The 20,784-nt window shown below is 70.2% G+C and carries 17 protein-coding genes; 8 read left to right on the top strand and 9 right to left on the bottom strand.

The window, feature by feature from the left end; genetic code table 11:
* The first annotated feature begins 61 nt into the window (after window positions 1-61).
* Entirely contained in the window at window positions 62-1,024 is a 963-nt protein-coding gene (locus tag ABD212_RS12555; RefSeq protein ID WP_344095119.1) for a cation diffusion facilitator family transporter, read from the top strand.
* Between the two features lie 15 nt (window positions 1,025-1,039).
* Window positions 1,040-1,969, top strand: a complete 930-nt coding sequence (locus tag ABD212_RS12550) for an LLM class F420-dependent oxidoreductase (RefSeq protein ID WP_344095117.1) — start codon at window positions 1,040-1,042, stop codon at window positions 1,967-1,969.
* A gap of 34 nt (window positions 1,970-2,003) precedes the next feature.
* Here the strand turns inward: ABD212_RS12550 and ABD212_RS12545 are convergent, their stop codons facing one another.
* Window positions 2,004-2,435, bottom strand: coding sequence for a nucleoside deaminase (locus ABD212_RS12545; protein ID WP_344095261.1), 432 nt, complete (start codon window positions 2,433-2,435; stop codon window positions 2,004-2,006).
* A gap of 63 nt (window positions 2,436-2,498) precedes the next feature.
* Between ABD212_RS12545 and upp the strand changes: the two genes are divergently transcribed.
* Window positions 2,499-3,131: a uracil phosphoribosyltransferase gene (gene upp / locus ABD212_RS12540; protein ID WP_344095115.1), complete on the top strand. Its 633-nt coding sequence runs from the start codon at window positions 2,499-2,501 to the stop codon at window positions 3,129-3,131.
* On the opposite strand, the gene ABD212_RS12535 is transcribed toward upp, so the two are convergent.
* From ABD212_RS12535 to ABD212_RS12520, 4 genes are all read right to left on the bottom strand, one after another.
* The gene (locus ABD212_RS12535) at window positions 3,116-4,387 is read right to left on the bottom strand and encodes a type III PLP-dependent enzyme (RefSeq protein ID WP_344095113.1); all 1,272 of its coding nucleotides are present in this window, start codon (window positions 4,385-4,387) and stop codon (window positions 3,116-3,118) included. The two genes, upp and ABD212_RS12535, sit on opposite strands and share 16 nt — an antisense overlap.
* Window positions 4,384-4,911: a hypothetical protein gene (locus ABD212_RS12530; protein ID WP_344095111.1), complete on the bottom strand. Its 528-nt coding sequence runs from the start codon at window positions 4,909-4,911 to the stop codon at window positions 4,384-4,386. Before ABD212_RS12530 ends, ABD212_RS12535 begins: the two co-directional genes overlap by 4 nt.
* A gap of 196 nt (window positions 4,912-5,107) precedes the next feature.
* Window positions 5,108-5,428 carry a DUF3467 domain-containing protein gene (locus tag ABD212_RS12525; protein WP_344095109.1) on the bottom strand — a complete coding sequence of 107 codons (321 nt, stop codon included), beginning with the start codon at window positions 5,426-5,428 and terminating at the stop codon, window positions 5,108-5,110.
* A gap of 79 nt (window positions 5,429-5,507) precedes the next feature.
* The gene (locus ABD212_RS12520) at window positions 5,508-9,080 is read right to left on the bottom strand and encodes a TM0106 family RecB-like putative nuclease (RefSeq protein WP_344095107.1); all 3,573 of its coding nucleotides are present in this window, start codon (window positions 9,078-9,080) and stop codon (window positions 5,508-5,510) included.
* A gap of 110 nt (window positions 9,081-9,190) precedes the next feature.
* On the opposite strand from ABD212_RS12520, the gene ABD212_RS12515 reads away from it, so the two are divergent.
* From ABD212_RS12515 to ABD212_RS12500, 4 genes are all read left to right on the top strand, one after another.
* Window positions 9,191-11,269 carry an NAD(+) synthase gene (locus ABD212_RS12515; protein WP_344095105.1) on the top strand — a complete coding sequence of 693 codons (2,079 nt, stop codon included), beginning with the start codon at window positions 9,191-9,193 and terminating at the stop codon, window positions 11,267-11,269.
* A 75-nt stretch (window positions 11,270-11,344) separates the two neighbouring features.
* Complete coding sequence (locus ABD212_RS12510) at window positions 11,345-12,808, top strand: phytoene desaturase family protein (protein WP_344095103.1); 1,464 nt, start codon at window positions 11,345-11,347, stop codon at window positions 12,806-12,808.
* Between the two features lie 4 nt (window positions 12,809-12,812).
* The gene (locus ABD212_RS12505) at window positions 12,813-14,306 is read left to right on the top strand and encodes a lipase maturation factor family protein (RefSeq protein ID WP_344095101.1); all 1,494 of its coding nucleotides are present in this window, start codon (window positions 12,813-12,815) and stop codon (window positions 14,304-14,306) included.
* Between the two features lie 29 nt (window positions 14,307-14,335).
* Window positions 14,336-14,893 (top strand): phosphorylase family protein, encoded by a 558-nt coding sequence (locus ABD212_RS12500; protein WP_344095099.1) that lies wholly within the window; start codon window positions 14,336-14,338, stop codon window positions 14,891-14,893.
* A gap of 7 nt (window positions 14,894-14,900) precedes the next feature.
* Here the strand turns inward: ABD212_RS12500 and ABD212_RS12495 are convergent, their stop codons facing one another.
* From ABD212_RS12495 to ABD212_RS12480, 4 genes are all read right to left on the bottom strand, one after another.
* Window positions 14,901-15,089: a hypothetical protein gene (locus ABD212_RS12495; RefSeq protein WP_344095097.1), complete on the bottom strand. Its 189-nt coding sequence runs from the start codon at window positions 15,087-15,089 to the stop codon at window positions 14,901-14,903.
* A gap of 62 nt (window positions 15,090-15,151) precedes the next feature.
* Window positions 15,152-16,012: a GDSL-type esterase/lipase family protein gene (locus ABD212_RS12490; RefSeq protein ID WP_344095095.1), complete on the bottom strand. Its 861-nt coding sequence runs from the start codon at window positions 16,010-16,012 to the stop codon at window positions 15,152-15,154.
* Between the two features lie 164 nt (window positions 16,013-16,176).
* Complete coding sequence (locus tag ABD212_RS12485; RefSeq protein WP_344095093.1) at window positions 16,177-19,197, bottom strand: AAA family ATPase; 3,021 nt, start codon at window positions 19,195-19,197, stop codon at window positions 16,177-16,179.
* Complete coding sequence (locus ABD212_RS12480) at window positions 19,194-20,387, bottom strand: exonuclease SbcCD subunit D (RefSeq protein WP_344095091.1); 1,194 nt, start codon at window positions 20,385-20,387, stop codon at window positions 19,194-19,196. Before ABD212_RS12480 ends, ABD212_RS12485 begins: the two co-directional genes overlap by 4 nt.
* Here ABD212_RS12480 and ABD212_RS12475 point away from each other — a divergent pair.
* Complete coding sequence (locus ABD212_RS12475; protein ID WP_344095089.1) at window positions 20,386-20,721, top strand: alpha/beta fold hydrolase; 336 nt, start codon at window positions 20,386-20,388, stop codon at window positions 20,719-20,721. The genes ABD212_RS12480 and ABD212_RS12475 overlap by 2 nt on opposite strands.
* The last annotated feature ends 63 nt before the right edge of the window (window positions 20,722-20,784 follow it).

Raw genomic sequence — 20,784 nt, 5'->3', positions numbered from 1 at the left:
ATGCCGCGGCACTCGTGCTGAGCGAGCGTGAGCGAGTCGAAGCATCCATAGGATCGATGTCATGAGTGCATCCGGCGGCAACAGGGCGATCATCGCGGCGTTCTTGGCGAACATGGGCATCGCCCTCGCCAAGTTCATCGCGTGGGCGCTGTCGGGTTCCGCATCGATGCTCGCCGAGGCGATCCACTCCGTCGCCGACAGCGGCAACCAGCTGCTGCTGCTGGTCGGGGGGCGCCAGGCCAAGCGGAAGGCCGACAGCCAGCATCCGTTCGGCTACGGCCGTGAGCGCTACATCTACGCGTTCCTCGTGTCGATCATCCTGTTCTCGGTCGGCGGCCTGTTCTCGATCTACGAGGGGGTCGAGAAGATCACCCACCCGCACCAGCTCGAGAACCTCTGGATCCCGCTGACCGTCCTCGGCATCGCGATCGTGCTCGAATCGTTCTCGCTGCGCACAGCCGTCAAAGAGAGCAACCACATCCGCGAGAAGGACCAGTCGTGGGTCTCCTTCGTGCGCCACGCGAAGGCGCCCGAGCTGCCCGTCGTGCTGCTCGAAGACGTCGGCGCGCTCATCGGCCTGGTCTTCGCGCTGTTCGGAGTCGGCCTCTCGGCGATCACGGGCAACCCGATCTTCGACGCGATCGGCACCCTCATGATCGGCTCGCTGCTGATCATCATCGCCATCGTGCTCGGCATCGAGACGAAGAGCCTCCTCGTCGGCGAGGGGGCGACGGATGCCGACCATCGCAGGATCGTGGATGTCATCGAATCAGCGCCGACCGTCGAGAAGCTCATCCACATCAAGACGCTCTATCTCGGACCCGACGAGCTCCTCGTCGCCGCCAAGCTCGGCTTCGCGAGCGATCGGCCACTGGCGGCGGTGGCCGCCGACATCGACACCCTCGAGAGCCGCATCCGCGAGGCGATTCCGACCGCCCGCGTGATCTACCTCGAGCCCGACGTCTATCGCGCGAGCGACTCGAATCCGCCGACCGAGGAGTTCGTGATCCGCTCGGTCGACTGACCCGGAGGGTCCGCGATGCAGTACTGCCTGTTCACCGAGCCGCAGCAGGGCGCGAGCTACGACGATCAGCTCGCCTTCGCGAAGGCCGGTGAGCGTCTGGGCTTCGACGGATTCTTCCGCTCCGACCACTATCTGCGGGGTTCGGACGGCGACGCGCTGCCGGGCCCGACGGACGCGTGGACGACCCTCGCCGGGCTGGCGCGCGAGACGTCGCGGATACGGCTCGGCACGCTGGTCTCGTCCGTGACGTTCCGGATGCCGGGAATCCTCGCGATCCAGGTGGCCCAGGTCGACGCCATGTCGGGGGGACGCGTCGAGCTCGGCCTCGGTGCCGGGTGGTTCGAGCGAGAGCATCTGGCGTACGGCATCCCGTTCCCGGCCAAGCGGTTCGATCTGCTCGAGGAGCAGCTCGAGCTCATCACCGGCCTGTGGTCCACACCCGTCGGCGAGACCTACAGTTTCGCGGGTGCGCACTACTCGCTCGCGGATGCGCCTGCCCTCCCGAAGCCCGTGCAGGCGCGGGTCCCGGTGATCGTGGGCGGGAACGGCCCGCACCGCACGCCGCAGCTCGCCGCGCGCTTCGCGACCGAGTTCAACCTGGGCTTTCCGTCGCCGGCGGAGATCCCCGAGCGCGTCGCCCGCGCGCAAGCCGCGTGCGAGCGGATCGGGCGGGATCCCGCGACCCTGTCGCTCTCGCTCGCGATGTCGACGTTCGCGGGCGCCGACGACGCCGAGGTGGCTCGCCGGGCGGTCCGCGCCGGGAGGACGCTCGATCAGGTCCGCGACGGCGTGAACATCGTCGGCGGCCCAGGCGAGATCGCAGAGCGGATGGCGCGTTACGACGCCCTGGGCATCCACCGCGTGTACCTGCAGCTGCTCGACCTGCAGGATGTCGACCACGTCGAGTACCTCGGAGCCGAGGTCCTTCCCTACCTGCCGCGCTGAAGGGCGGCACTCCGGGCAGCGGCGCCGCGGCAGGTCAGCGGCGCGACTCGAAGAAGTCCCGCAGCAGGGCGGACGCGGCATCCGCCCGCACGCCGGCGACGACCTCGGCACGGTACGGCAGCCGCCGATCCCGGACCACGTCGTACACCGACCCGGCCGCCCCCGCCTTGTCGTCCCACGCGCCGAACACGAGCCGCGAGACGCGGGCCTGAAGCAGCGCCCCCGCGCACATCAGGCACGGTTCCAGCGTGACGACGAGGCTGCACCCCTCGAGATTCCACGAGCCGATGGATGCCGCGGCCTCGCGCATCGCGACGACCTCGGCGTGCGCGAGGGGATCCTGGGTGAGCTCTCGGATGTTGCGCCCTTCGCCGAGGACGGTGCCCGCGGCATCCGTCACCACCGCGCCGACGGGCACATCGCCGGCCGCGCCGGCTTCGGCGGCGAGCGCAAGTGCGCGGTCCATCGCGGCGAGGTGGGCGGCGTCCGTCAGCACACCATGAGACTACGACCCGGCTAACCTGTGCGTATGCGCCTGCACGTCGCCGATCATCCGCTCATCACCCACAAGCTCACGGTCCTGCGCGACGAGCGCACGTCGTCGCCGGTGTTCCGCCAGCTGGCCGAGGAGCTCGTGACCCTGCTGGCGTACGAGGCGACCCGCGCGGTGCGCACCGAGACGGTCGAGATCCGCACGCCGGTCACAACCACGACCGGCCTTCGCATCAGCGAGCCGCGCCCGCTGGTGGTGCCGATCCTCCGCGCCGGGCTCGGAATGCTCGAAGGCATGGTCAAGCTGATCCCGACCGCCGAGGTCGGGTTCCTCGGCATGGTGCGCAACGAAGAGACACTCGAGCCGTCGACCTACGCCGAGCGCCTGCCCGACGACCTGAGCGACCGCCAGTGTTTCGTCCTGGACCCCATGCTCGCGACCGGCGGGTCGCTCGGTGCCGCGATCGAGTTCCTGTTCAAGCGCGGCGCGCAGGACGTCACCGCGATCTGCCTGCTCGCGGCCCCCGAGGGTGTCGCTGCCATCGAGAAGCAGGTGGCCGGCCGCGATGTGACTCTCGTGCTCGGGGCGCTGGACGAGCGGCTCAACGAGCGCGGCTACATCGTGCCCGGTCTCGGAGACGCCGGCGATCGTCTCTACGGCACGGTCTGACGCACGGCGCCCACCGGGACGGCCGCGACCTCACCCGTCGGCATGCCCTGCCCGACGACCGCGATCGGCGTGAGCGGACGTCCGTTGAATCGAGTGGCGGTCACGGTCGTGTACGCGCCCATGACCGGGCTCGCGAGCAGGTCGCCGACCGCGAGCTCCGGAAGCGTCACCTCCCGCGCGATCACATCGGATGAGTCGCACGTCGGGCCGGCGAGGGTCGCCCACCGGCGGGAGCCGGCATCCGTCCCCGCGCGGCGAAGGTCGCGCTCGGCGAAGATCAGCGGGTGCACGTCCTCGGTCATGACGTTCGAGTACGATCCGTACACTCCGTCGTCGAGGTGGTACCAGCGGCCGTCCGCGCGCTCCGCGATGCCCACGACACTCGTGACGAGGGTCATCGCCTCGGCGACCATCACGCGCCCGGGCTCGGCGAGGATGTCGAGTCGCCGCAGGTGCGGCTCGAGCACAGGCCGCAGGAGCGCGGCGATCTGCTCGACCGAGGCCACCGGCGAGTCGTAGGCGATCGGGAACCCGCCGCCGATATCGAGCGTGTCGAATCGCACGCGGAATCTCTTCTCGAGGTCGGCCATCAGCTGCAGGGTCTCGGTCGCGGCATCCGCGAATCGCTGCGGATCGTCGAGCTGACTGCCGACGTGGAAGCTGAATCCAGAGATCCGGATGCCGAGCCGCTTCGCCCGCTCCACCAGGTGCGCCGCCTCGAACGCGCCGACGCCGAACTTGGCTGACAGATCGCTCTTGGCGTGCGGGCTCCGATAGGCCAGTCGCACCAGGATCCGCACGTCGGCAGGAGCATCGGCGAACTTCTCGAGTTCGGTGTCGTTGTCGACCACGAATGTGCGCACGCCGGCAGTGATCGCGTCCGCGATCTCGGATGCCTTCTTCACCGGGTGCGTGTGGATGACGCGCCCCGCGCTGACGCCGTGGCGTCCCAGCAGGGCGAGCTCGTCACCCGTCGCCACATCGAACCCGCAGCCCGCTTCAGCGAGGGCGTCGATGACGGCGTCGTGGGCGAGCGCCTTCACGGCGTAGTGGAACCGGACGAAGGGCAGCGCGTTGCGCAGCCGCCGGTACTGGCGGCGCACCCGCTCGAGATCCAGCAGCATCACCGGCGTGCCGTGGACGGCGATGGCGGCGCGGGCGGCATCCGTCGCGAGCAGGGCGGATGTCTCGGCCCGGCGAAGATCGGTGAGGGTCCGCGTCGCTCGCGCGTCGAGCGCCCTCGGTTCGGCGCTCATCCGACCCGCTCCTCGCTGCGGTGGCCGTCACGCAGACCTGCCTTGACGGTGAGTGTGAACGCGCCGGCCGCGATGGAGTAGAAGACGATGTCGGCGGCGACCTTGCCGGCGAGCAGCCCCCACACCGGGTCGGGCAGCAGCCAGATGCCGAGCATGAGCGCGGCCGGACGGATGAGCACCGTGTCGAGCACCTCGGCGACGCCGAATTCGGCCAACAGGAGCAGTCCGGTGCGAGCGATCGCCGTTCGCCAGGCGGGCGTCACCTGAAGCTGCTCGGCGTAGATGGTCACGGCGAGCACGGTGTAGAACCCGACGATCTCGCCGAGAAGGGCTGCCAGGGCGATGACGGCCGGGCTGTCGGTCCAGATGGTGACGGCGATGCCGGCGAGGATCATCGCGGCCGTGCCGACGATCTCGGCAGGCAGGTACCGGACGATCCAGAACACGATCCCGCGCGTGCGCGACTGCACGGCATCCGCCTCGGTCACGTCACCTGCGGATGCGCCCTGCTCGATCGCGGTCATGTCGCACTTCCCTTCCCCCACTCAGAGGAAGGCGTGCGTGCGCTGATACAGCGCGGACAGGCGAGAAGGGGCGGCGCTCGCCCCTCGCCGAACGAGCACCGCCCCGCGCCTGGAAGACGCAGGGAAAGGCTACGTCGACGCGCAGACCTGTCCAAAGGGGTTGACAGGGCAGACCGCTCCGTCTAGTCGGCGATGATCAGTCGGGCAGGATGGGGTCGCCGGGCGCGCGGCGACCGGTCTCCTGTTCCCAGAACTCGAGCTGCTGGGTCAGTGCTTTGGCCAATTCGAACACCTGCTCGGGCGGGATCCGGATTCGGCCCACGACCCGGGCCGGCACGACCGTGTGCAGATCGCCGGTCTCGGCATCCACCTGCTCACGCGGTGGCTGCGCGAGGGTCAGGAAGTCCATCACGAAGACAGTGGGGGTATGCCACACGTTCGCGAAGTCGGCATAGGCCCCGCCGATCAGCTCGGGAGGCAGATCGATCTCGAATTGCCGGGGCGGCTCGTCTGGCATGGTGCGCCTCCTCCCTCGACCGTGTCGCGAGTCTACGCGGGCGGCGCGCGGCCGGGCGAGATGGCCGGTGTCACGTCCGTCAGTCCCGACCGACCAGACGGGCGAATCCGCTCAGACGGGCGACTCCCTCGGGCGTGCGGGGAAGATCATCGAGCAGACCCGGCGAGTGGATCAGGTACGCCGTGTGCATCGCACGCGAGATGGCGACGTTCAGCCGGTTGCGCAGGAGCAGGAACTCCAGTCCCCGAGGAGCGTCGCGACCCGACGACGCCGCGAGCGAGACGATCGCCACCGCGGCCTCCTGTCCCTGGAACTTGTCGACGGTGCCTACCGGCACCGCCCCGAATCCTGCGGCCGTGAGCGCCTCCTCGACAGTGACCTGCTGGGCGTTGTACGGGGTCACCACGATCACGTCGGTCTGCGTGAGCGGGCGCGGCGGAAGCCGGGTGGCCTCACCGAGTTCGCCGATCCGGATGTCGGACCACGCCCGCCCGACGAGATCGCGCACGATGTCGACGACGAGCGCGGCCTCTTCGGGCGACTGCGTCGCATTGCCGTGGTGGCGCACCTCGATCGGGTGCACGCCGGGCGCCACGCCTTCGAGTTCGCGCAGCGCCGTCGCCGGATGCGCGGCGAGCTCGCCGCTGTACGACAGCCGCGACACCGGCCCGGCGACGGCCGGATGCATGCGCCAGGTGCGAGCGAGGAAGTAGCCGTACTCCGGCGAGATGACGTCTTCGCCATCCATCACCCAGCCGAGTGCGGACGTATCGACGGGCTCGGGATGCGTGCCTTGACTCACCTGCGGCAGCTGCTGCGGGTCGCCCAGCAGCAGCAGCCGCGGCGATGCGAGCGACACCGCGATCGTCGACGCGAGCGAGAACTGGCCGGCCTCGTCGATGACGAGCAGATCGAGGCTGCCCCGAGGGATGCGGCCCTCGTGGCTGAAGTCCCACGCGGTGCCGCCGACGACGAACCCCGACGCATGCTCAGCCGTGAACCCCGCCATGCCGTTCTTGGCGATCGAGGTGAACGAGACATGGGCCGCCGGATCCTTCGGCGCCTTGGCCACCTGCTCACGAGGGATGCCGGCGTCGACGACCCGGTCGAGCATGTTCTCGACGACCGCATGCGACTGGGCGACGACCCCCACCTTGTAGCCGCGTTCGCGGACGAGCCGGGCGATCACGTGCGATCCGACGTACGTCTTGCCCGTGCCAGGAGGGCCCTGCACCGCGAGGTAGCTGTGGTCGAGGTCGGCGACCGCCCGCACGATGGCGTCGACGTCGTCGCCGGTGGATGCCGGCAGAGCGCCCGCGCGCGTGCGCGGCGGCATGCGGCGCAGGATGTCGGTCGCGGGGTCTTCGGGCAGCTGCGGGGCCGCCGCGATGACGGCATCCGCCCATGCGTCTATGGCTACCTGCTGATTGAGAGCGCGGGGCGGCGATGCGGGGGTGAGTGCGACGGGAAGCTCCTGCCAGGTCTCGCCATCGGCGGCGAGCTCCTCGACGATCGCGCCGTCGTCGAGGACTTCCACCACGGAGACCCGATGATCGGCGTGGATCCACCGAGGCGATGCCTCGAAAGGGAACGAGACCGGCAGCTCGTAGAGAGCGAACGGGTCCGCCCCCTCGCTGAGGCGGGTGCCCGGTGCGAGCTCACCGCGCAGCTCGAGCGTCCGGCGCTCGGTGCGCTGACCCTCGGCGCGGTGCCAGTCCTCGACGATCCGGCACCGCTGCGAGTCGAGCACCACCACATCCCGCGTGTCCTCCCACAGCGAGACGGGTTCGCGCAGCCGCAGGAAGTGCGCCGCCCAGAAGCTCTTGGCCTCTCGCGGGTAGTAGTCGATCGCGGCCGCTCCGAGCCGCAGCGACTGGGCCTCGTCGGAATCGTCCGGGTGCTGGTGGGAGAGCGACACGAGCGTGAGCGCGCGCACCGAGGGCTGGTACGCCGACTCGCCCGGTTCGGGGTTGGCGGCCGGCCGCAGCCCCGAATCGCGCGCGCGATCGACCAGCCAGTCACGCAGTCTGCGAGTCGAGACGCAGTCATAGCGGTTGTAGTCCGCGAGGTCGTCGAGGATCGCCCGCGCCTCGTCGTGCCGACCGTCGTCGGCGAGCGCGCGAGCCTGGACATACTGGACGATCGAGTCGTCTCCCTTCTGCACATCGCTCGTGCGAGTCTGTTCGCCCATGTACAGCGGCTCGAGCTTCTTGATCGAGTACGACCGCGAGCCCACCCGCAGGGCTCGCCGCACGATCGGGTACAGATCGACGAACACGCCGTCGCTGAGCAGCCGATCGACATCCGACTCACGCACGCCATGGCGGGCGGCCATCGCGAGAAGGTGGGAGGGCTCGTACGGGGCGTAGTGATAGATGTGCATCTCGGGATGCTGCAGCCGGCGTAGGTTCACGATGTCGAGGAAGCTCTCGAGCGCTCGCTTCTCGTGGGCGAACGAGTGCGCCCACAGTGCCGTGTACCGTTCCCGGTCGTCGACCCAGCCGAACAGGTAGTCGATGCCCCACAATGCCGGAGCGTCGAGCCCGTGGGGAGCCGGCTCGGTGTGCAGCGGATCGCCTTCGAAGTCGAAGAACAGGTCTCCCCGATCGGGGCGGGGGAGACCGATCAGCGTCTTCGGAGCGACGACTTCGTAGGTCGGGATGGGCGGAAGTCCTTCGACCGTCGCGTCGGCAGTCGTCGTCGACATACGCGGCGGATTGAGGGCGGGCGTGCCGGCCGGGCTCTCGAGCTGCAACCGGGCCTGGATCCGCAGCATCTCGAACGTGTCGGGGTTCATGCCGTGGGGCGGCGTCGGGGCCGTGGCGAGCGAGTCGATCGTGTCGATCCCTGCGGCGCGCAGGCGTTCGCGCTGCACCGGACGCATGCCCGCGACGAGCAGCAGGTCGCGCTGGGCGACGACCTCGGCGTCGCACGTCGTGCAGCGCCCGCACGCGACGACAGCGAGCGGTCCGCGCGGGTCGCCCCAGGCGATCGCCGGGCCGTCGGCCCCGAGATCGAGGCGGCGGTCGGAGATGAGCGCCCCGAGGCGCTCCCGCCGGAGCCGGAACACCGGGAGCAGATCGTCGACGGCGTGCACGCTGACGCTGCCGTCCCCGAGGAGCAGTTCCACGCGGTCGGAGCGCGGGATGCCGAGACGATCGAGCTGATCTACGTATGCCGCGAGCTGCATGAGAGCGGTCACTCGAGCATGGCGTGCGAGCTTGGTGTCCTGCACGATCCAGCGCCGCTCGGTCGCGGGGCCGGTCGACGGCTCGCGAACGAGGAAGTCGGCGAAGCCGACGAAGTCGCGGGTCGAGAACGCGGCCTGATAGATCACGTCGGCATCGGACTCGAGCGCCCTCTCCGTAAGCGCCACCGCATCGGCGAGGGCTGCGGCATCCGTCGACCTCGCCTCGGGGATCTCGACGACGCCGCCGCCGAACTCGTCGATGTAGGCGGCGAGGACGCGCCTCTCGTGCGCCATGCCGAGGCGTCCGGCGCGCTCGAGCGTGAGATCGATCGGCTCCTCGACAGGAGGCACGCGGCCTAGTCGCGCGTCGATCGCGCGCAGCCACGCGAACTCGCACTCCGCCGCAGCTTTGAGGTCGCTCGCGCTCCACACGATCCGGCCGTCTTCAGGTATGTAGCGCATGCCTCCCCTTCAGGGGCGACTCTACCGACGGCGTACGACACCAAGGTGCTCCACGGCGTGCCCGGCGACGCCATTCGCCCGGATCATCGTCCACCTGACAGACTGAGTGCGTGAGCACAGCCCTCCCGTTCGAGAGCGCCTACCGGCATGGCTTCGCACGCATCGCGGCGTGCACGATTCCGATCTCGATCGCCGATCCGGCCACCAATGCCGAGGTCGTTCTCGCGACCGTGCGCGAGTGCTCGGCGGACGCCGTCGCCGTCGCCGTCTTCCCCGAGCTGTGCCTGAGCGGCTACTCGATCGACGACCTCGTGATGCAGGATGCCGTGCTCGAGGCCGTCGAGGCCGCGATCGGACGGCTGGTCGAGGCATCCGCCGATCTCTTCTCCATGCTCGTGCTCGGCGCCCCGCTGCGCCATCGGAACCGCCTCTACAACTGCGCCGTCGTCATCCATCGCGGTGAACTGCTCGGGGTCGCCCCGAAGTCGTACCTGCCCACGTATCGCGAGTTCTACGAGCGCCGCTGGTACGCCCCCGGCGACGACCAGGCGCTCGAGGACATCCGCGTGGGCGACCTCGAGGCACCGTTCGGGCCGGATCTGCTCTTCGAATCCCTCGATGTGACCGGTCTCGTAGTCCACGCCGAGGTGTGCGAAGACGTCTGGGTGCCGATCCCCCCGTCGTCGCAGGCCGCGCTGGCCGGGGCGACCGTGCTGCTCAATCTGAGCGGCAGTCCCATCACGATCGCGCGCGCCGAGGACCGGAAGGATCTCTGCCAGTCCCAGTCGCTTCGCTGCCTGGCGGCCTACGCGTATGCCGCGGCCGGCATGGGCGAATCGACAACCGACCTGTCGTGGGACGGGCAGACCATGATCTACGAGGGAGGGGCGCTCCTCGCAGAGACGAAGCGCTTCCCGGACGGCCCGCGCCGGTCTGTGGCGGATGTCGACCTCGACCGCCTGCGCCAGGACCGGCTTCGCCAGGGGACGTTCGACGACAACCGCCGTACGATCCAATCGGTCCCCGGAGCGCAGGAGTTCCGGACGATCCACTTCGAGCTCGACCCGCCGGCGCGCGACGTCGGACTGCGTCGCACTCTCGACCGGTTCCCGTTCGTGCCCGACGACGAGGACCGCCTCGCCCAGGACTGCTACGAGGCCTTCAACATCCAGGTCTCCGGACTCGTCCAGCGCATGAACGCCATCGGCGCGCCGAAGCCCGTCATCGGCGTCAGCGGGGGCCTGGACTCCACTCACGCGCTGCTCGTCGTCGCGCGGGCCATGGACCGACTCGGCCGGCCGCGCAGCGACATCCTCGCCTATACGATGCCCGGGTTCGCGACCTCGGAGCGCACCAAGGCGAACGCGCTGGCACTCGCCGAGTCGGTGGGTGCGACGATCGAGACGATCGACATCCGTCCCGTCGCGACGCAGCTGCTCGAGGCCATCGACCATCCGTACAGCGACGGTCATCCGGTGTACGACATCACGTTCGAGAATGTGCAGGCCGGTGCCCGCACCGACCTGCTGTTCCGCCTCGCCAATCAGCACGGCGGGATGGTGATCGGCACGTCCGACCTGTCGGAACTGGCCCTCGGCTGGTCTACCTACGGGGTCGGCGACCACATGAGCCACTACGCCGTCAACACGGGAGTGCCGAAGACCCTCATCCAGCACCTCATCCGCTGGGTGATCTCGCACCGTGAGGGTGTCGACGACGCCGAGGCGACCGTGCTGCAGTCGGTGCTCGACACCGAGATAACGCCCGAGCTCGTGCCGATGGGGCAGGACGGCAGCGCAGCGGAGTCGACCGAGGACCGGGTCGGCCCGTACGCACTGCACGACTTCGCGCTCTTCCATGTGCTGCGCTGCGGGTTCCGACCGTCGAAGATCGCGTATCTCGCGTGGCACGCGTGGGCCGAGAAGGACGTCGGAGCCTGGCCTCCCGGCTTCCCCGACCACGACCGCTACGCCTACGACCTGCCGACCGTCGTGAAATGGCTGCAGGTGTTCCTGCGGCGCTACTTCGCCTTCGCGCAGTTCAAGCGCTCGGCGATCCCGAACGGTCCGAAGGTCTCGGCCGCCGGGTCGCTGTCGCCGCGGGGGGACTGGCGTGCGCCATCCGACGGCAATGCGCGCGTCTGGCTCGCCGAGCTGAAGGCCGCGCTGCCCGAGCTCGTCGACGACTGACCCCCGCGGAGGCGACCGGGCCCGGCGGCCGTACCCCGCAGGCGGTGGGCGACCCTGCGGTGGCAGGATGGGGCCATGGCGAGGCAGGCGACGGTCGTCGGCAGCGGACCCAATGGACTCTCGGCCGCTGTCGCCCTCGCCCGTGCCGGATTCGCCGTTCGGATCCTCGAGGCGTCCGACACGCTCGGCGGCGGGGCGCGGACGGCCGAGCTCACGCTTCCCGGGTTCCACCACGACGTGGGATCGGCGGTGCATCCCGCTGCGCTCTCATCGCCGTTCTTCCGCGCGTTCGGACTGCGTGAGCGCATCGAGTGGATCTCGCCCGACGTCAGCTATGCCCATCCCCTCGACGGCGGACGGGCCGCGATCGCATGGCGAGACCTCGAGCGGACCGCCGCGGGTCTGGGCCGCGACGGCAGAGCGTGGCGCGCGGTGATCCGCCCGCTCAGCGCGCACCTCGACAACGTCGTGGACTTCACCGGATCACAGCTGCTGCGCGTGCCGCGGCATCCCGTCACGACCATCCGGTTCGGATTGCGTGCGCTCCAGCTGGGGACGCGCCTGGGCGGCGGCACGTTCTCGACGGATGAGGCTTCGGCCCTGCTCACCGGCGTGTTCGCGCATGCCAACACGAGCCTCCCGTCGGTCGGTGGCGCGGCATCCGGTCTCTTCCTCGCCGCCCACGCACACGCCGGAGACGGCTGGGCCTACCCGCGCGGCGGCGCCCAGCGCATCTCCGACGCGCTCCTCGACGACCTGCGGGCGCACGGGGCAGAGGTCCGGACGGATCGCGAGGTGACGTCGCTCGCCGAGCTCGACTGGGGCGACCCGGATGCCGGTGACCTGCTGCTGCTGGACACCTCGCCTCGCCTCGTGCTCACCCACCCCGCCCTCCCGGCGGCGTACGCACGAGCCATCCGCCGGTACGCATACGGCCCGGCGGCCGCGAAGGTGGACTTCGCGCTGCATGGACCCATCCCCTGGGCGAATCCGGATGTCGCACTCTCTCCGACCGTGCACCTGGGCGGCACGCGCGCGGAGATCGAGGCGAGTGAGAACGCGGTCGCACGTGGCACGTTGACGGATCGCCCCTACGTCCTGGCCGTCCAGCCGTCCGTGCTCGACGACACCCGCGCCCCTGCGGGACATCACGTGCTGTGGGCCTACATGCACGTGCCCGCGTACTCCACGCTCGATCCGACAGACCTGGTCACGCGCCAGGTCGAACGGTTCGCCCCGGGCTTCCGCGACCGCATCCTCGCCTCGCGCGCGATGACCGCCGCAGAGCGACCCGCTTTCAACCCCGCCGACGTCGGCGGGGACATCCTGGGCGGAGCCTTCAGCTTCGCGCAGGCATTCCGCCGGCCCGTCGTCTCGCGGACCCCGTGGCGCACTCCCCTGCGCGGCGTGTACCTCGCGTCCGCGGCGACTCCGCCCGGCCCGGGCGTCACGGGCATGCCGGGGTGGTATGCCGCGCGGCAGGCGCTGCGCGATACGGCGAACGTGCGCGTCGAGCCCTCGGATCTGTTCGAGACGTGACGCCATGCACGGCTTCGCTGCGGTCGACTTCGAGTTCGCTCGGCAGGTGCTTCAGCGCGGCATCGCGGCGCTGTACATCGTCGCGTTCACCTCGTCGCTGAACCAGTTCCCGGCGCTGCTGGGCGAACGCGGGCTGCTGCCCGTGCCGGAGCTCCTGAGCTGGGCGCGGTCGTCGAAGCGCGCGCGCCGGATGCTGCATCCGACCGTGTTCCGCTTCGCGACTTACTCCGATCGGCGCCTGGTCGCTCTGTGCATCGCCGGCATCGCGATCGCGGCGGCGCTCGTGGCCGGCATCCCTCAACTCGCCCCGCCGTGGGTGCCGATGCTCTGCTTCCTGCTGCTCTGGGTCGGCTACATGTCGATCGTCAGCGTCGGGCAGACGTTCTACTCGTTCGGGTGGGAGATCCTGCTGCTCGAGGCGGGATTCCTCGCGGCGTTCCTCGGATCGGACGATCAGCCGCCGTCGACCGTCGTGATCGTGCCGTTCTGGTGGCTGGTGTTCCGCCTCGAGTTCGGCGCCGGGATGATCAAGATCCGCGGCGGACGCGAATGGCGCGATCTCACCGCGCTCACCTTCCACCACGAGACGCAGCCGATGCCGGGACCGCTGAGCCGGCAGGCGCATCTGCTGCCTCGCTGGTTCCACAAGCTCGAAGTCGTCGGCAACCATTTCGCGCAGCTGGTGGTGCCCTGGTTCCTGTTCGCGCCGCTGCTCGGACTCGGGGTGCCCGGGCCCGTGCCGGCGATCATCGGGGCGTTCGCCGCCGCGATCGTGATCGGCACCCAGCTGTGGCTCGTCGCGACCGGCAACTTCGCGTGGCTCAACTGGGCGACGATCGTGCTCGCCTTCTCGGCGATCGGGCTCCCCGGCCTGCGACTGGGCGAGAGGCCGATCGCGGAACCCGTCGATGCCCCGCCATGGCTGATCGACGGCATCCCGCTCCCGTGGCTCATCGCCACCACGGTGCTCGGCGCGCTCTACGTCGTGCTGAGCTGGCAGCCCATCCGGAATCTCTTCGCCCACCGGCAGCTCATGAACGCGAGCTTCAACCGGTGGCAGCTCGCGAACGCCTACGGCGCCTTCGGCACCGTCACCAAGGAGCGCATAGAGATCGTCGTCGAGGGAACGACGGACGAGGATCCGGATGCCGGGACCTGGCATGAGTACGGGTTCAAGGGCAAGCCCGGCGATGTGAACCGCATCCCCCGCCAGTTCGCGCCCTACCATCTGAGACTCGATTGGCTGATGTGGTTCCTGCCGCTCGGGCATTCGCTCGACGACTGGTTCACGGCCTTCCTCGTGAAGCTGCTCGAGGCGGACTCCGCGACGCTGCGGCTGCTCGCCGACGATCCGTTCGGTGGGGCACCGCCGGTGTGGATTCGTGCGGTCGCGTACCGCTATCGGTTCACGACCCGCGCGCAGCTGCGCGAGAGCGGCGCCCGATGGACGCGCGACGGGCGGCGTCCCGTCCTCGGGCCGCTCCGCCTCCGAGGCTGAGCGCGAACCCGCCCTGGGAGAATAGGACCGTGAAGCTCCTAGTCGCCGCCCTCGAGGCCGAACTCGTCGCCTTCCCGACCGACCTCGCCGGCTTCGACCGGCTGGTGACCGGACCCGGCAAGCTTCAGGCCGCCCACGCTCTCACTCGCGCCCTCGACGCCACGGAATACGACGAGATCGTCGTGGTCGGCACGGCGGGCGCGATCGATCCCCGGCTCGACGCTCTCGTGTACGAGGTCACCGCGGCGATCCAGCACGACGTCACCGACATCGACGGCATCGTGGGTCAGCACGTGTCCCTCCCGCCGCGTGTCGAGTTCGGGCGCGGCGGTGTCACGATCGCCACGGGCGATCACTTCGTCGACGACTCCGATGCGGTAGCGGTCATCCGTCCTCTCGGCGCCGGCCTCGTCGACATGGAGACCTTCGCGTACGCGTGGGTCGCCGAGCAGTTCCGGGTTCCGATCCGCGTGCTCAAGTCCGTGTCGGACCGCGCTCAGGACGACGCGCTCACCGACTGGCGCGCGACCGTCGCCGCGTGCAGCGCGCAGCTGCGCGAGCGCTTCCTTGCGGACTACGGGGTCTGACGGCGGATCACTCGTCGCCGGCGTCGCTGCGCGAGAACACGTTGCGCAGCACGACGAAGACGACGGCTGCGACGATCGCGACGACGACCAGCTTGGCGATGAACCACAGCACCGAGAACAGCACGCTCACGAGCACCCAGGCGATGGCGATCGCCGCGATGACGCCGATGACGGTCCAGACAGTGCTCTTATTCACGAGACAAGCCTAAATGCGGCAGATGCCGCGACGCGCGGTCGCGGATCCCCGCTCTCAGCGGCTCAAGAGCCCCACTGCGTCTTCGGCCAGGTCACCGCTGCGATGTTGGCCTGCCCGCTGAGGGATGGGTGGAAGTAGTCACGCGTCGAGATGTCCGACCTCGCGAAGGCGTAGTTCGCGATTGCCCCACCGTCGTAGAGGCAGTTCATCGCCGGGGTGCACACATCGGAGAGAGCCTGGTTGTACTCGTTCACGCGCTGCTGCACCGCGGCTCGACGCTGGACGTCGGCCGCGCGCGTGCTCGTGGGGTTCGCCAGCATCGACTGGCAGATACCGAGCAGACTCCACGTGAACCGGGCGCTCAGACTCGACTTGTTGACGTCGTAGAGCCGCTGCAGGCTGGGCACGCTGGCCACGAACACCTGCGGAGGGTTCTTCACGGAATTGAGCGTGGTGAGCGCGGCTTGCACGTTCGCCTTGAACGTCGCCGTGGGAGTCATCGCGGCGACCGTTCTGGTGCACGCGTCGTTGGCGCCGATCTCGATCGTCACGTACTGCGCGGCCTGCGTCGACGACACAGCATTCCGAGCCTGCCCGTCCAGCGCACTGGACTGCGAGCCGGTCACCGCATCGTTGTAGCCGACGATCGACGTCGCGCCCGCCGCCTTGAGCCGCAGCAGATGCGAGTTGACGGATGCCGTCGACCCGGTCGACCAGCTGTTGACAGGACAGCCCGAGAGGCTGCTGCAGGTCATCAGTGCCTGGGAGATCGAATCACCGAGGGCAGCCATGCGTGTGATGGATGCCGGCGCCGGCAGAGGGGCGGCGTTGGCCGCAGCGGCTCCGGAGACGCTGCCGATGGCGACGAGGGCAGCCGCGGCGAGGGCGGCAAGGGTGCGCCGCACCCTGTTGGACATGCGCATGCGAGGACTCCTGACGACGTTGTGATGGAGCGGTCGCGGCACGGGACCGCGGCAGGGTCGCCCGAGTGGGTGAGCGGGTCAGCCTCCCCGGAGCGACCTGGGGCGAACGATACACCCGTGTATCGTGCCCGGCAATGGTGCCCTCGGCGTCGCACGTACGTCGATCAGGCGGGCACCCCGGCATCCTGGCGAATGACGCTCGGACCCTGCGAAGTCGGCTCGACCACCAGCTGCGCGGGCAGCTGCTCCTTCATCGCCGCGACGTGGCTGATCAGGCCGACGGTGCGCCCGCCCTGACGCAATTCGTCGAGGGTGCGCATCGCCAGGTCGAGGCTCTGCTCGTCGAGGGAGCCGAATCCTTCGTCGATGAACAGCGTGTCCAGGCGGACGCCGCCGGCCCGGGCCGTCACCACTTCGGCCAAGCCCAGCGCCAGCGCGAGCGAGGCGAGGAAGGTCTCACCGCCCGAGAGCGACTGCGCGGGTCGCGCCTGGCCGGTGTAGGCGTCGAAGACGGCGATGCCGAGCCCCGACGCCACCTTTCGTGCCCCGACGGCGTCTGTGTGCTGCAGCAGATACCGGCCCGAGGACATCGCCTCGAGCCGCAGGTTCGCGGCCTGGACGATCTCTTCGAGCTCGGCGGCAAGGACGAAGGTCTCGAGGTCCATGCGGCTGTCGTTGCGGCCGGCCACGGCGTCGGCGAGGCCGACGATGAGTCGGCATTCGGCTTGGCGGTCCTGGGCGGCGACGTGTGCGGTCGCCGCGCGGGAGGCGGCATCCGCCAGCTGGGCCGCCACCTCCGCGTCTCGGGCGGCGGTCGCGACCGCAGCATTCCACGTTTCGCGGGCGAGGGATGCCGTCGCCGCGGCCTCGTCCAGGTCCACCAGCTCGTCGGGCGCCCCGGCGAGCTCGGTCTCGAGCGCGAGCAGCCGCTCGCGCTCTGTCGTGAGCGCGACCTCGTGCGTGCGAACGCGCTCTGCGAGCAGCTGCTGGGCGGCGGGGTCGAGCATCGCCTCCACGGCGGCCGCGGCATCCGCGAAGTCGGACCCGGTGAGCCGCTCGTCTCGATCGATCTCGGCCTCCGCGGCGGCTGCCTCGCCGCGTGCCCGATCGTCCGCGGCATCCGCAAGAGTCCGCGCCATGTCGCGGCGATGCTTCGCCGAGGCGATCCGATCCGCGACTGCGGCGAAGGATCCGCGTGCCGCGTCGACGGCCTCATGCGCGGCGTTCAGCCGCTGGATCGTCTCGGCGCGGGCTTCGCGCTCGTCCGACAGGCGTGAGGCGAGGATCTCGCGTTCTCGGCCTGCGGAGGCATCGGTCTCGCGCAGATCGCGCAGCTCGCGTTTGTGTCGCGCGATCGCGTCCGCCGCAGCTACGGCCCTCTTCAGCCGCTCCTCGGCTTCGGAGTGCGCCGCTTCGAGCCGTGGCAGTGTCTGACCACCGGCGCGCGCCGCGGCGTCCGCGTGCGCTGCTCGCGCCGTGCGCGCCTTCGCCGAGGCCACGGATGCGGCGCGATTCGCGGCGTCCAGGGCGGCTTCGGCCAGGGCGATCGCGTCATCCGTGATGGGCTCCGCGGCCGCCGCTGCCAGGTGCGGGTGCTCGACCGAACCGCACACCGGACACGGCTCGCCGTCGGTGAGTCCGTCCGCGAGTTCGCCCGCGAACCCGTCGAGGCGGCGCTCCAGAAGGTTCCGCACCGCGGCGGATGCCAGCTCGAGGTCGGCGACAGCGGAGAGGTGCGCGACCTCTGCGGTGCGGGCGACCTGCGAGAGGCGCTCGGCGTCCTGCCCCGCGGCGAGGCGCGTGACCGCACTTTCGAGAAGCTCGCGCGCCGGATCGAGCGCGGGTGCCGCGGCCTCCGCATCGGCGAGTTCGGGTTCGATCACGGCGATCCGCGCCGCTCTCGCTGCACGACCTGCGCCGAGCGCGGAGAGCGCGGTCTCGAGCGCAGCAACGCTCTCGTCGGCGCGAGCGCGGGCCGATTCGAGGGCCGGCAGCGTCCTCTCGGTGGCGGCGGCGTTCGCCCAGACGGCGAGATCGCCCGCGATCGCGTCGACGAGGGTCCGGAGGGCGGAGGAGTCGGCATCCGCCCCGCCGGCGGCGATCCATGCAGCGCGCGCCGCCCCTTCGATCTCGGCCGCGCGCGCCGCGACCGTGCGGGCGTGGGCGGCCGACTCGACGGGTGCGCGCAGCGCCTCTGCGGAGCGCGCACGATCGAGCCGCATGCGATCAGCGGCCGTATCGAGCCCCCGGGCCTCGAGGGCGGAGAGCGCGAGCCGCGACGCGAGCCGTTCCTCCTGGCGCTTGCGCAGGACGCTTCGTGCGCCGAATGCCGCGAGCGCCGCGTCGTGCTCGTCTTCGGCCTCACCCCGCCGCCGCGCGGATTCGTCGGCGCGGTATCGCGCACGGGGAACGGCCCGCTGCACCGCGCTCAGCCGATCTGCGTCGCTGTCGACGAGCGCGGGCGGGTCGCTGTCTTCGGCGGCCGCGCTATCACCGGACGCGCCGGCGAGGTTGTTGTCGGCGACGATCGACTCGGCGTTGTCGAGCTGTGAGTGCAGCAGCGCACGGTCGGCGTCGAGCACCAGCTGCGCCGTGCGGCGACGCTGTTCGAACGCCTTCTCGTACTCTTCGTATCGCCGCGTGCCGAAGAGCGTCCGCAGCAGCGCCTGCCGGTCGTCGTTGCGCGCCAGGAGGAACTCGGCGAACCGGTTCTGGGCTAGCAGGATGACCTGCTGGAACTGGTCGCGATTCAACCCCAGGATCTCGTCGAGCAGGTCGCCGGCCTCACGGTGCCTCGTGGTGCGGCCGGTCCACTCGCCACCCGCCAGCTGCTCGACGAGAACAGCCGACTTCTGGGTCGTCATGCCGTCGCCGCGCGCCTTGGGGCGGTCGTATTCGGGTGAACGGGTCACTCGCCAGCGATGTCCGCCGGCCGTGAACTCGAGCCGCACCTCGGTGGGCTCGTCGGGGTCGCAGTGGTCGCTTCGCAGGCCGCGGTCGCCGCCGTCGTAACGCGGCGCCGTGCCGTACAGCGCGTAGCAGACGCCGTCCAGGATGCTCGACTTGCCTGCGCCGGTGCGGCCCGAGATGAGGAACAGCCCGTGCGCATCGAAGAGGTCGAAGTCGATCGTCTGCCGCTCGCGGAACGGCCCGAATCCCTCGAGCTCCAGGCGGTGCAGCTTCACGCGGACGCCTCGGCTTTCTCGACGACTCCTGCTGAGCCTGCGGGCACCGCAGCGGCGTGCTCGGCGATGACCTCTCGGACGATCTCGCTCTCAGCCCGCGTGGCGCCGACCCCATTGCGCACATGGGCGAGGAAGCCGTCGACCAGGTCATGATCATCGCCTTTCGCCTGTCGCACGCGCGAGGCGTAGCTGAGCCCGTCGTGTTCGCGCACGACGCCCGGCGTGTGCGCGACCGTCGCGCAGAACGCGAAGCGCTGCTGCAGTCGGCGCATCGGATCGCGCTGCGGCGAAGCATCCGTGTACTGAGCACTCACCCAGGCGTCTTCGAATCCGGCGAAATCCGGCGAGGTCAGCAGTTCTTCCAGGGATGCGGTCAGCTTCACCAGACGGCGCGGGATCGGCAGGTCGAGCCATTGCGCCCCGGCGAAGCCGTCGGCATCCATCTCGACGAGCCACGACCCGCGGGGCTTCGCGCCCTCGCCGAACGAATAGTGCAGCGGCGCGCCGGAGTACCGGACGTTGTCGGAGAGCTTCTGCCCGCCGTGGATGTGGCCCAGCGCCACATAGTCGAGGCCGTCGAATGTCGACAGCGGGACGATGTCGAGTCCACCCTGCTGGATGTCGCGCTCTACGCCGGGCGTGGGCACGACGGCGCCGGCGAAGCAGTGCGCGACCCCGACCGCCCGGCCACCGCGCACCGCGAGGTCGGAGCGGATGAGCCCCGTCGCGTGGGAGACGCACTGCTGCTGGGTTCGCAGGTCGGCGCCCGCCCACAGCGGACGCACCATCGCCGGCTCGAGGTACGGGATGCCGTAGAAGTGCACCGGCCCGTGCTCGTCGGTGATCGTGATGGGGGTGCCGATGCTGAGCGGGTCGGTCACGACATGGATGCCGTCGCGCAGGAGCGCGGACTGGAAGCCGAGGCGCGCCGAGGAGTCGTGGTTGCCGCTCGTCACGATCACGTGCGCGCCGGTGTCGGCCAGCCCGCGAAGAGTCTCGGAGAGGAGCGTGTAGCAGCCCGCCGCCGGAACGGCCGAGTCGAAGACGTCGCCCGCGACGATCACGACGTCGACTCCGCGGTCGCGGACCTGCTGAGTCATCGCCTCGAGGACACCGCGCAGCGCATCGAGCGTGGAGTGTCCGTGGAAGGACCGGCCGATGTGCCAGTCCGAGGTATGCAGGATCCGCATGCCCCTCACGGTATGCGCGACCTCCGACATCGTCGGCGAGGCCTGCGGAGGTTCGCGCATCGGACCGCAGGCCTCGGTGGTGGGTTTGCGGATGCCGCGGCACGGCCCGCACCGTTCGATTCAACGCGCAGGGGTCGTCGCACTGATGCCCCTCGCCGAGCTGGTGCTGCGCGGCGAGCAGGACTGCGTGGCCTCGCGCGAGTGGTGTGCGTTCGTGACCGCGACGATCCCCGGAGCCCGGTCGGTGGAGATCGCGGGGCACGGTCACGAGACGATGATCCGGGATGCCGCGCCCGCCGCGCGGGAGATCGAAGCCTTCCTGCGCGAGACCTGACGCGGCGCCCGCGAGAGCGAGCGCACGCCCGCGAAGAACCGCATCGCCGGCGAATCTCGCCCC

This window comes from Microbacterium deminutum (assembly GCF_039530205.1).
In the GTDB taxonomy this organism is placed as follows: Bacteria; Actinomycetota; Actinomycetes; order Actinomycetales; family Microbacteriaceae; genus Microbacterium; species Microbacterium deminutum.
The sequence above is the reverse complement of the archived record's forward strand: the minus strand, read 5'-3'. Positions and strand labels throughout refer to the sequence as shown.